The organism is Acinetobacter sp. LCT-H3 (assembly GCF_001866125.1).
In the GTDB taxonomy this organism is placed as follows: Bacteria; Pseudomonadota; Gammaproteobacteria; order Pseudomonadales; family Moraxellaceae; genus Acinetobacter; species Acinetobacter schindleri.
Genome location: NZ_MODX01000046.1, coordinates 1 through 10,557, shown reverse-complemented (window position 1 = coordinate 10,557; position 10,557 = coordinate 1). Strand labels below are relative to the sequence as shown.

Annotated in this window: 13 protein-coding genes; 8 read left to right on the top strand and 5 right to left on the bottom strand. The window is 37.2% G+C overall.

Annotated features, from left to right (window positions below):
• Positions 1–168 precede the first annotated feature (168 nt).
• Positions 169–366 carry a hypothetical protein gene (locus BK820_RS14395; RefSeq protein WP_004282105.1) on the top strand — a complete coding sequence of 66 codons (198 nt, stop codon included), beginning with the start codon at positions 169–171 and terminating at the stop codon, positions 364–366.
• A 66-nt stretch (positions 367–432) separates the two neighbouring features.
• Here BK820_RS14395 and BK820_RS14390 read toward each other — a convergent pair whose 3' ends face one another.
• Complete coding sequence (locus BK820_RS14390; RefSeq protein ID WP_048882685.1) at positions 433–2,310, bottom strand: potassium transporter Kup; 1,878 nt, start codon at positions 2,308–2,310, stop codon at positions 433–435.
• Between the two features lie 372 nt (positions 2,311–2,682).
• On the opposite strand from BK820_RS14390, the gene BK820_RS14385 reads away from it, so the two are divergent.
• The 3 genes from BK820_RS14385 to BK820_RS14370 all read left to right on the top strand — a co-directional run bounded on the left by BK820_RS14385 (position 2,683) and on the right by BK820_RS14370 (position 4,860).
• Complete coding sequence (locus BK820_RS14385) at positions 2,683–3,294, top strand: recombinase family protein (protein ID WP_004641910.1); 612 nt, start codon at positions 2,683–2,685, stop codon at positions 3,292–3,294.
• 699 nt (positions 3,295–3,993) lie between these two features.
• The gene (locus BK820_RS14375) at positions 3,994–4,422 is read left to right on the top strand and encodes an organic hydroperoxide resistance protein (RefSeq protein ID WP_004282100.1); all 429 of its coding nucleotides are present in this window, start codon (positions 3,994–3,996) and stop codon (positions 4,420–4,422) included.
• Between the two features lie 6 nt (positions 4,423–4,428).
• Positions 4,429–4,860 (top strand): MarR family winged helix-turn-helix transcriptional regulator, encoded by a 432-nt coding sequence (locus BK820_RS14370; RefSeq protein ID WP_004282098.1) that lies wholly within the window; start codon positions 4,429–4,431, stop codon positions 4,858–4,860.
• Between the two features lie 307 nt (positions 4,861–5,167).
• Here BK820_RS14370 and BK820_RS14365 read toward each other — a convergent pair whose 3' ends face one another.
• The 4 genes from BK820_RS14365 to mobQ form a co-directional block, all read right to left on the bottom strand.
• Positions 5,168–5,695: a plasmid replication DNA-binding protein gene (locus BK820_RS14365; RefSeq protein ID WP_004641948.1), complete on the bottom strand. Its 528-nt coding sequence runs from the start codon at positions 5,693–5,695 to the stop codon at positions 5,168–5,170.
• 84 nt (positions 5,696–5,779) lie between these two features.
• Positions 5,780–6,703, bottom strand: coding sequence for a replication initiation protein RepM (gene repM, locus BK820_RS14360; protein ID WP_071321285.1), 924 nt, complete (start codon positions 6,701–6,703; stop codon positions 5,780–5,782).
• A 299-nt stretch (positions 6,704–7,002) separates the two neighbouring features.
• Positions 7,003–7,224: a hypothetical protein gene (locus tag BK820_RS15420; RefSeq protein ID WP_004641946.1), complete on the bottom strand. Its 222-nt coding sequence runs from the start codon at positions 7,222–7,224 to the stop codon at positions 7,003–7,005.
• 101 nt (positions 7,225–7,325) lie between these two features.
• Complete coding sequence (gene mobQ / locus BK820_RS14350) at positions 7,326–8,900, bottom strand: MobQ family relaxase (protein ID WP_071321284.1); 1,575 nt, start codon at positions 8,898–8,900, stop codon at positions 7,326–7,328.
• Positions 8,901–9,109: 209 nt separating this feature from the next.
• Between mobQ and BK820_RS14345 the strand changes: the two genes are divergently transcribed.
• From BK820_RS14345 to BK820_RS14335, 4 genes are all read left to right on the top strand, one after another.
• Positions 9,110–9,376 carry a DUF8583 domain-containing protein gene (locus BK820_RS14345; protein WP_143045203.1) on the top strand — a complete coding sequence of 89 codons (267 nt, stop codon included), beginning with the start codon at positions 9,110–9,112 and terminating at the stop codon, positions 9,374–9,376.
• A 14-nt stretch (positions 9,377–9,390) separates the two neighbouring features.
• Positions 9,391–9,699 (top strand): hypothetical protein, encoded by a 309-nt coding sequence (locus tag BK820_RS15250; protein ID WP_081409073.1) that lies wholly within the window; start codon positions 9,391–9,393, stop codon positions 9,697–9,699.
• Between the two features lie 214 nt (positions 9,700–9,913).
• Entirely contained in the window at positions 9,914–10,105 is a 192-nt protein-coding gene (locus BK820_RS15725; protein ID WP_004641936.1) for a hypothetical protein, read from the top strand.
• A 187-nt stretch (positions 10,106–10,292) separates the two neighbouring features.
• On the top strand, positions 10,293–10,481 hold the full coding sequence (locus BK820_RS14335; RefSeq protein WP_004641934.1) for a YqaE/Pmp3 family membrane protein: 189 nt from the start codon (positions 10,293–10,295) through the stop codon (positions 10,479–10,481).
• Positions 10,482–10,557 lie beyond the last annotated feature (76 nt).

The window sequence follows — 10,557 nt, the reverse complement described above, 5'->3', positions numbered from 1 at the left end:
CCATTATGTTAAATGGAACCTTCTTTAGTTGAATATTCATACTTTCAATGGAGCAAAACTTGCAGAATCTTGTCTAATTTGTAATCCTTGCAGCCAAGGGTGTCTAGCTGAGCTAAGGCAGGTATTTGTTGTAGTCGGGCCGCTATAATATTGATAAAGAGCGCCTGTATGTTTAATTTCAAGATTTTTAATAAAGTCTCTACGGAAGTGTTGACGATAAAAAATGACCTTCAGCTTAATTCTGAAATTCAACTTATAACAAAATATAAGACCTCTACTTCTGAAGATTATAAAAAAGCAATTATTTTGATCTTTAAAGAACGTGGTTATTCAGCTTTAGAGATTGGTCAACTATTGGAAAATTAAAGTAAAAGATTTATTCTGATCAGATAGGCACCCTTATTTAAAGGTGCCTATTCATTTTAGAAATTCTTAAATTTCAATCTGACTACCTAGCTCTACCACCCGGTTAGAAGGGATTTTATAAAAATCACTGACAGGGCTGGTATTTTTTTGCATTGCGACAAATAACTTTTCACGCCATGTAGACATCTTGCTGGACAGACTTGGAATTAATCTTTCTCTAGAAACAAAGAAGCTGATATTCATTAAGTCATACTCAAGATCCAGTACTGAAAAAGCTTGTTTCAATGAATGAGGCACATTAGGCTCTTCTTTAAATCCATAATGGATCGTTATTCTGAAAAAACCATTCTCTAGTACTTCAGTAACGATTCGCTTAGCTTCATCAACATACGGGATTTCAGAAGTCTTGATTGTCACCAAAAAATTACGTTCATGCAGAACTTTATTATGCTTTAGATTATGTAAAAGCGCATGGGGTACGACTTGAGGCGTTCCAGTTAAAAATACAGCATTTCCACTCACTTTCTGACCTGTCTGTTCAAGGTGCTCAAGAAACACATTCAGTGGAAGCGTGTCCTTCTGCAGTTTGTCCTGAAGAATCTCTCTGCCTTTTTTCCAGGTCATCATGAGGGTAAAAACAATAACCGCAATAACGACTGGTACCCAGCCTCCAATCAGGACTTTTAATAGGTTTGAACTCAGCAAAACCAGATCAATAAAGGCGAATGGAATAATGAACAGTAAGACTTTCCATGTTTTCCATTTCCAGTAACTATAAGCCAGAAAAGCTACTAACAGTGTGTCACAGAACATGGTCACAGTGACGGCCAGACCATAAGCACCTGCCAACTTGCTGCTACTTTCAAATATTAAGATCAAGATGGTGATAGAGATAAACAGGAGCCAGTTCAGTAATGGAATATAAATTTGTCCAATTTCCGAAGCGGAGGTATGTAAAACTGTAAGCCTAGGTAGATATCCCAACTGTATTGCCTGTTTAGCCATAGAGAATACCCCACTGATTAAAGCCTGTGAGGCAATCACTGCAGCTGCAGTAGCCAGAATAATCATAGGATATAGAAGGGCTGAAGGCAGAAGCAGGTAAAAAGGATTGGTGATAGCCGAAGGATCTCTTAACAGTAACGCTCCTTGTCCAGCATAATTCAGCATCAGACATGGCAGTACAATTAAAAACCAGCCTAACTTGATCGGTAAAATACCAAAATGTCCCATATCCGCATATAAGGCTTCACCACCTGTTACTGTTAAAACCACAGCTCCCATTACAAAAAATGAAATAAGAGGATTGTTAATAACGAATAAAAAAGCCCAGTGTGGGCTGAATAATGCAAGAACAAATGGACTTTGAATAATACTTATAATGCCAATGGCACCAATAGATAGGAACCATAACAGGGTAATAGGACCAAAAAACTTCCCCATCATTGCAGTCCCATGTTTTTGAACGGCAAAGAGAGCTATAAGAATTCCAATACTGATTGGAATAATGAAGCGATCAAATGACGGGGCAGCAACAGAAAGTCCCTCAACTGCAGATAAAACAGAAATAGCAGGGGTGATGATACCGTCACCGAAGAATAAGGATGCTCCAATGAAACCTAAGATAATGATTGCCAGTCTTTTTCCACGGGACAATCCTTTTTGCCTAAGGTTTAAGGCTAGTAATGCCATGATACCCCCTTCACCATTGTTATCAGCTCTCATGATCACCAAAACATATTTAAGCGAAACAATTAAGGTAATGGTCCAAAAGATTAAAGAGAGAATTCCCAGGATATTAAGTTCATTAATAGGTAGCCCGCGTGTCGCATGAAAGCTTTCTTTTAATGCATATAATGGACTCGTGCCTATATCGCCGAATACTACTCCTAGTGCAGCCAGTGTTAATGCTGGTACTGCCGGCTTACTCACATTATTTTGCATATATTTGATTTACAAAATTGGGGAGCCTCGAATTTTATCATCTGGCTTCTTATGAAATTGCCTTGTACATAAAAACCCATACTTTCTTAGAGTGTTATAGTTTTTCTAGCTAAGCCTGCACTATATAGGTGCTATTTCACTTATAAGTAATCCAAAAATATATGATTCTTTAATAGATAATTTTAAGTTTTTTCTAAAATTAACATAATACACGTTATATGAATTCCCAAGGCATGGCTTTTAGTCATGCTTTTTTTATCAAAAGACTATAGCTGAATGATAGCGAGCCAAATCGCATACAATATCTATCATTAGACTTAGTGAAATAATTAAATGATAGTATTATCATTAATCTAATAGAATTAAGATTAAATGATAGAAATGAATACACGTATTTATCTACGAGCTTCAACTAAAGATCAAGATGCAGAAAGGGCTTTGCAGATTCTTCAGGATCTAAACCAAAACTTGAATTTGGGCGAAACCATTGTGTACGTGGAAAACTATAGTGGTACGAAGTTAGACCGACCTGAATTGAATAAGCTACTGTCAGAAGCAAATCAAGGTGACACCTTGTTAGTTGAAAGTATTGACCGATTATCACGCCTAACCCAACAGGATTTTCAAGAGCTGAAGCGCAGGATCCAGGAGAAGGGACTTCGTTTAGTCGTAGCGGATCTTCCTACTACCTACCAAATGATTCAAACCAGTGACAGCATTACTCATTCAATCCTGGAACTCATCAATAATATGTTGATTGATCTCCTGGCAACAATGGCCCGCCTGGACAATGAGAAACGTATAGAACGTATTAAGCAGGGCCTGGCACGTTCGGGTTACAAGCCAACAGGTAAGAAAGCCAATGAGGCTAAGCACAAACGAATAAAAGAATTGCTAGCAGCTGGCAATATGACTAAGGAAGAAATTGCCAAAGCAGTGAATTGTGGAGTTGCAACTGTTTATCGAGTTGCTAAAGTCATTTAAAAAGGCTTGTATCAGTGCTTCCCTTATGTCATATCTATTTACAAAGGAGCAAGGCATTCTTAAAGATCAAAAGAAGGGATTAATGATGAAAAAGCATTTGATTTTCCTTGTTTTTATAGTGATGGTTTTTATTTTAGCTCTAGTTGTAAAGATTAATAATGATCATAAAAAAGGGCAAGCATTAAAGAAATTGGAACTAGTTGAAAAGCAAATCCATTAGGTAAAAATTGACTTATACTTATTTAAATAACGCTAATAACTAAGCTCAAAGAACACCTAGACCCAGTGCTACACACGCTTAGTTTTTTATATTTTAAAAGAGCATTTTAGCAAATATCATAAAAGACCGGTCTATTCTCAAGCCGGTTTTTTATATCGCAGAGTATCATGGCTTCATCATAGATATATGAATATTAAGATAAATAAAAAGCCCTATAGTCTCTCCCGTTACTATAAGGCTTATAAAACGCTGTAATTTTTTTCTTAATTACCTACTTTTCGAGGTAAGTTATGAATATATTTTACCTATTGGTAAAAATAAAGATATAAGACAAAAGATGAATACGTTAGGAATTCCGCGTAAAAACTACTAATTTCGTATAACCGCCATTATGTTAAATGGAATATAAAAAACAGTTGACATAAATACATTGTGTGCAATTATATTGCACACAATGTATTTATTTAAAGGTAATCAAAATGAGTAATCTTTATTCTACCCAGGTTAAAGCAATCGGTGGACGTTCAGGAAATATTCGTAGTGAAGATGGTATCTTAGAACTAAAATTGGCTTTGCCAAAAGAATTAGGTGGTAAAGGTGATGCAACGAATCCTGAACAATTATTTGCAGCTGGCTATGCTGCATGCTTTGGAAATGCAGTGATCCATGTAACTCGTAGCAATAAAGAATATAAAATCCGTGATAACGATGTAGAGGTCCTGAGTACTGTTGGAATGGTTGCTAATGGCAATGGTGGATTTGCCTTGACAGTACACTTAGATGTCACGCTTTCAGGTATTTCACAAGCTGAGGCAGAGAAAATCGTGGAACAAACGCATCAAGTATGTCCTTATTCCAATGCTATTCGAGGTAATATACAGGTGTCTACCACTGTCTATACCAAATAAAAAGCTATGTCCAAGAATCAGCTTTGCTTAGATGAGCAACTATGTTTTCCTATTTATGCTGCATCTAATTTAATCGTAAAAGCTTATCGCCCTTTTCTTACACCTCTCGGACTCACTTATCCTCAATATTTAGTGATGTTGGTTTTGTGGGAAAAAGAATGTGTAAGTGTGGGTGATCTTGGACAAATTTTACATCTTGATAGTGGAACATTAACCCCACTATTAAAAAGAATGGAGACATCTGGTCTAATTAATCGATCACGTGATCCTAATGATGAAAGACGAGTTTTTATTTCATTAAAAGATAAAGGGCGAGACTTATCTGCTGAAGCAGAAAAGATTCCTAAAGAGCTTACCAAGAACATTGAGTTTGATAACTTAAATCAATTACGAGATGAATTAAAAGTATTAGTTAATCTATTATCAGAAAGAATTTGAGACCTCTTAATATCTGATAATGGAAGCCTGTTTACTTTCAAGAATCAATTAGTTTTTCTAAAATTAACATAATACACCTTATACGAAATGCGTTATAATTCTCTTGAAAATTCAACGCTGTAGTTTCTTTTTTGCCCAACCTCCCCAAGGTGGGCTTTTTTTTTATGTTTTTTCTTGTTCCACGCTTAATTCTTGAGCAATGTTCCACGGTTTTGATTAGTTTTAATAAACATCGTCCGGTTTTTTGAGGAGTCATTATTTCAGGTGCTTGTACTGAAATTGGCTCATCAAAAAACTGGAGTCCTGGCTAACCATATGGAAGGAAAAAGCGGCTAAGAAAGCCCCTCTTTTTAGGTTCAGGCTCAACGTGTTCTGGAACAGGGATGCGTTTATTCTCTGAAGTAGTCAATCTGTCATAGTTTGATTCATCCTGTGGCCGAGGATCTGTTGCTATATTCGAATTAGTAGATTCATTTAGCTGATTAATATTTTCTTGTTTTGGCTGTTCTAAGGTGCCTTTAAACTCAATTCTATGAGTAAGATCTTCAATATGTTGCATCAAAGACTTTTCTCTTTGATTTGCTAAATCTAACTGATTTTTGAGTAAAGAAATCTGGTCTTTTAATACATTTTCAACTTCAGATTGAACGTGTACCTGTACATCCTTCTGAACTTGTTCAGTGCGTGTACTGGACTGAACAGCGATTGGATTGCCATAAACTCTGATAAGTTCAGATAAGTCTATAAGACCATCATGATCTCTTGATAACTCACCATTTTTTAAAGCCTCATATATTGTTGTACGTGATTTTTTAAAGGCTTTACTTGCGTCCATGACGCTGAATTTTGTTGTGTTCAATGTAATCCCTCAGTGCGTGTACAAGGATGTTCGTATGAACATCCAATCTGAACATGAAGTTTATTTTGTATTAAAGCCTACTTTCTTTAGATAGGGGAGTAGTTCTTCAAATTTTTGTGGATCTCGTAGCATTTCAGAAATTCGAACTGCAAATTGTGAGTAGCTTTCAGTACCTTGAGAATATTTATTCATATCTGGAAGCTCAGACAGTTTACTGGCCAAAAGATGACACTGTGCATCGGTAAATTTTGAGAAAATCTCAAGAGCAGTTTGCTCTTTACTATGAGCTATAACGACTTTTTTCAGTTTAAAGGTGAATGAAAAACCAGAAATATTACGTCCCTTTTTATGTTGCTGACATTGGACGTTAATATCCGTATGTTCATTAATTTGAGCAATAGCTAAATTTAATACTCGATCTTTAAAATTTCCCATTCTTGTATATTCATCATCAAGAACGCCTATTTTTTGTCTGAATTCTGCTAGTTCAATAATGGGAGTTTGACCTGTACTGCGCCAAGCAATTAATAATTCATACAATCGCACAGCATAAGCGCTGCTGAGATTACTAATCTGTTGTAACTCATATTTAGTAAATTGTTCTTCTAAACGTGTAATAAGTGGCACGATTGCAGGGGCAAATATTAACTTTACTGTAGCTTCATCGTCGATATATCTAATTTCGCTGACCCAGCGACTTAAAACATTCTCTACATTTCCTCTTTTATTAATTTCTTGATAGCTAAATTGACGTACAAATAGATCTTTACAGGCATCTTTTAACGCTTGGTAAGCTGTTTGTCTTGCAACATTAAATTGATTTACATAACTCTCAGCATGGACTTCTAAAGGGTCATTTGCATTGATTCCCCGACCACTATCTCTTGCTTCGACGATGGCTAATAAGATCAAACGTTGTTCTACTAAGTCTAAGTTATAACTCGCATTAATTAATGCATTGTCTTTAACTACTAGGTCCCGCATTTTATTTATCTACATTATTACTTATGAATATAAATCTATAATAATAAATATGTAGATTAATGCAAGGTAAACGTAGTTAAATCTACGAAAAAAATAATGCAGATTAATGCAAGGTAAATGTAGTTAAATCTACGAAAAAAATAATGTAGATTATTGGTAGGTAAACGTAGTCATATTGGTAGGTAAACGTAGTCATATTGGTAGGTAAACGTAGTCATATTGGTAGGTAAACGTAGTCATATAAGCTCTAGAAGCCTTTCTTTACAAAGACTTGAGCCTCTCTAAAAGCATTTAAAAGCTTAAAAATAATTAAAAGCCCAAAATATAAAAAATTGCCCTTGGTTTTCGCTACGCTCAAACTCTATTGAATCTCGCTTTCGCTCGATTCGTTGGGGCAATTTTTGGTTAATATTTTCGTGACTTTTAGAAAAAGCAAAAGCAACTCGGAATTCGCTGCGCTCATGAACTTTTTTTCTCGCTACGCTCGATTTAAGAATCAAATTTGGAAAGTTCGCACCCATGCGGGATGCTCTGGTATACAGGTGATTGATGGATAGGGAGCTTGTAATCAGGGAAAGGAAAGGGCAAATTTTCTCAGTTCGCTCCTAGACACTCGCTCTGTTTAGCGACTCATGCCACGAGATTTCATTTTAGGCGCATGTTGCTGTGCTTTGAGTTGTTGTTCTTGTCTGAGTTTCAGCTGTTGTTCTGCTTTGATCTCATTCACACATTTTTTAATGACTTGATAGGTTGAGTATAGAGTCTGGTATTGCTTGGCTTTGGCCGGATGTTGTTGTTGGTACTGCTTCCAGGCATGTTCTTTGAACTTTTCATTTTCCAATAAATCCTTCACACCATGTTTTTTCTGGTGTTCATGCTGACCTTTTAGCTTTTTGTGTTCCTGATAAACCTCGTCACGTTGGGCTTCCCAGGCTTTTTTTCCAAACAGTAAGGGTTTGTTCTGGGTTAATTCATTGTGTTGATCGACCAGACTTTGCAACTTGTCATGACTTTGTTTCAGTCTGTTTTTCAAAATGTCTTGGGCGAGCTGCTGACTAAACTCATTTTTATGCTTTTGCATCTTGCCCAAGGTGTTTTCTGCCTTTTTAAAAACATCCTGCATAAATTCTAGGTCTAGATTCGCGTCTTTTGCGCTGATTTCGCGATTTAGCACTTTGCCAAGGGTTTCCCTCTGTTTTTCTTCAAACAGGGCTTTTTCGTCAATTGGTGGCGTTTTAGCACTATTTTTNACATCCTGCATAAATTCTAGGTCTAGATTCGCGTCTTTTGCGCTGATTTCGCGATTTAGCACTTTGCCAAGGGTTTCCCTCTGTTTTTCTTCAAACAGGGCTTTTTCGTCAATTGGTGGCGTTTTAGCACTATTTTTGATTTGGATCTGCTGTTCAGTTTTTAGTGTATTGAGTTTGATCTCATTTTCAGCAATCAGCAGATCCATATTTTTGCCGTATTGCAACTGAGCCTGATTTCTCTGTTTGATTTCGTCATTGCTTCGGCTGATTTCGGTCTCAATCCCTTTTCGGCGCAGTTCGGTGACTTTCGGCCCTTCGTGCAGCGTGGCTTCTAAACCATTCTCCTGGTCTTTGTAGCTGCGGTGGTCGACTCGGGCAGTGTATCCAGCCAGATCCAGGTGCATATTGCAGATATCGGCAAAGTGTTCGCGCCAGTGTTCGATTTCTCCACTGTGTTTCTGATCCAGTTCCCGGGTTTTCTCGGTGAAGCCTTCCGGAGTAAGTTTGCGTGTGCTCATCAGGATATGCGCGTGATAATTGCGTTCATCACTACCAGATCCAGTATGCGGTGCATGAATACAGGCATCGACGGCCACCTGATGTCTGTCCACGATACTGGCGCATAGCTCTTCGAGCATGGCCAGGCGTTGTTCCTGATTTAATTCACTTGGAAAAGCGATTTCAAATTCTCGGGCAACTGTCGAGTTTTTTCGGGTTTCCCGTTGTTCAACTTCGTTCCAGAGTCTTTCCCGGTTTTTTAAATGTTCTGGTGCGCCTTCGGGTAAATAAATTTCTTTATATTCCACACCTGTTTTTCGGCTGTAATCATGTTCTCGGCCCTCACGTTCACAATAGATCTTTTCACCTGCCCGATAGGCAATCGCAGCAGTAGCGGAACGCCCTGCTGATCGTGCTACGGTTTTGACTGAAAAGTGGTAAATCGCCATGCCTGTTTTTCGCTTTTAAATTTTCACGTAGTGAAATACAACCGTGGATACGGTTGTCGGGGTATTGGGGAGACCCCAATCGGACTTGCAAACGAAGTTTGCATAAGTGCGCTCTTCGAGGAAAACATTACTATACATATAGCACCTTGAATGCATATTCAAGTGCGCTTATGTTAGGGATGGTTTCCCAGGATGATGGTATTGGATTAATGAGTATTACTGAAACACTAAATAGCAAAATCAAGGCACAGGAAGAAAAGTTAAAGCAGTTAAAGGCTCAAAGACAGGCAGCACTGGCAAGAGAACGTGCTAAAGAGAAAGAACAGGCTCGAAAGGACGATACCAGACGCAAGATTTTAATTGGATCCTGTATGCTAAAAATCACTGAAGAAGATGAACAGGCACGGGCTAAATTGATCGCTCAGATGGACCGGTATTTGACGGATGAAAGAGACAGAAAGTTATTTAATCTTTAATGTAGAACTCTAATATGAATAATTTATCAGTAACTTCTCCCAAGGCTCCCTTGATTAAATCTTGGTTTGGTTTTGTCTTAGGTGCAGCATCTGTTGCCATAAGTCTATTTGGCTTATCCAAGAGTTTTGATTTAGCCGGAATTTTAAGTACTTTGGGTTTTTTATGTTTTTGGTATCCTTGGAGTCAAATGACTGGTTGGAAGGATCCAATAAAGCACTTTTTCAAAGTAGATGATCAATCAATGAGTAAACCATGCATCTACTTAACATTGATCGCCACAATACTACTTATAACTTCTACCGTGATAACTTTTATTAATTAAAATTCTAGGAAATATCCATTCATTTGGCTTTATACAAAGTGAGGTTTTTACCTCACTTTTTTGATTGCGTATAAGAGTTTTTATGTTAAATGTTCTTTAGATTAGAGCCGTTTATGATGTTCAATAAAAGATGTCTATAAAATCGGTGGCTATTCAGATATAGCTACTAGCATGCACTTCTAATAAGCTATTTTCAGTTATTCTAGGAATTGCAATGAACACTCATATTGCCACTACGACAAATACAATTATGTTTCCGAAGGCCTGTACTCTTTGTCTATCAAGAAAAAATGTACAGCTTTTTGCAGGAGTGTTGGTATGCGATCAGTGCCAGGAAAACATCAGGCTCACGAATCCAAGTATTTTTCCGGCCAATGATGAAACTGAACAAAAAGCTCAGGACTGATTTTGACTGTATAATTTTTAGTTTGCATTTAGTGATGCCAAATAACGATAATTTATGAATAAAGTCAAAGTGCACGGTCAATTACATAAATAAGTAAATCTTGAATAGACGGATACGCCTATAGGTTGTTTACTTCTGCCTCTTATTAGTTGTTAAGGCTTTTGAAACTTCTTAAGAGGAAATTAATATGAAATTTCTGATAGCGTTGCTCTTTCCTTGGCTGCCTTTCTTTATGATAGGTCGACCTTTTGCAGCAATGATATGTTTGTTTCTTCAAGTTACCCTTTTAGGCTGGCTCCCAGCTGCGATCTGGGCTGTGCATGCTTTATTGCAAGATCATGCAGACCAAGAAGCGAAAGCAGCTTTATATCACTAAGTTTAATTTAACTCTCTCCTAAGCATTCTTGAAATTGCTACTGTCAAAGCTCATTGAATAATGAGCTTTGCTTATT

What these genes read in the sequence shown, in the direction of transcription:
- BK820_RS14395 (WP_004282105.1), top strand. Translation starts at nt 169, where the DNA reads ATGTTTAATTTCAAGATTTTTAATAAAGTCTCTACGGAAGTGTTGACG.
- BK820_RS14390 (WP_048882685.1), bottom strand. Translation starts at nt 2,310, where the DNA reads ATGCAAAATAATGTGAGTAAGCCGGCAGTACCAGCATTAACACTGGCT.
- BK820_RS14385 (WP_004641910.1), top strand. Translation starts at nt 2,683, where the DNA reads ATGATAGAAATGAATACACGTATTTATCTACGAGCTTCAACTAAAGAT.
- BK820_RS14375 (WP_004282100.1), top strand. Translation starts at nt 3,994, where the DNA reads ATGAGTAATCTTTATTCTACCCAGGTTAAAGCAATCGGTGGACGTTCA.
- BK820_RS14370 (WP_004282098.1), top strand. Translation starts at nt 4,429, where the DNA reads ATGTCCAAGAATCAGCTTTGCTTAGATGAGCAACTATGTTTTCCTATT.
- BK820_RS14365 (WP_004641948.1), bottom strand. Translation starts at nt 5,695, where the DNA reads ATGGACGCAAGTAAAGCCTTTAAAAAATCACGTACAACAATATATGAG.
- repM (WP_071321285.1), bottom strand. Translation starts at nt 6,703, where the DNA reads ATGCGGGACCTAGTAGTTAAAGACAATGCATTAATTAATGCGAGTTAT.
- BK820_RS15420 (WP_004641946.1), bottom strand. Translation starts at nt 7,224, where the DNA reads ATGGGTGCGAACTTTCCAAATTTGATTCTTAAATCGAGCGTAGCGAGA.
- BK820_RS14345 (WP_143045203.1), top strand. Translation starts at nt 9,110, where the DNA reads ATGAGTATTACTGAAACACTAAATAGCAAAATCAAGGCACAGGAAGAA.
- BK820_RS15250 (WP_081409073.1), top strand. Translation starts at nt 9,391, where the DNA reads ATGAATAATTTATCAGTAACTTCTCCCAAGGCTCCCTTGATTAAATCT.
- BK820_RS15725 (WP_004641936.1), top strand. Translation starts at nt 9,914, where the DNA reads ATGAACACTCATATTGCCACTACGACAAATACAATTATGTTTCCGAAG.
- BK820_RS14335 (WP_004641934.1), top strand. Translation starts at nt 10,293, where the DNA reads ATGAAATTTCTGATAGCGTTGCTCTTTCCTTGGCTGCCTTTCTTTATG.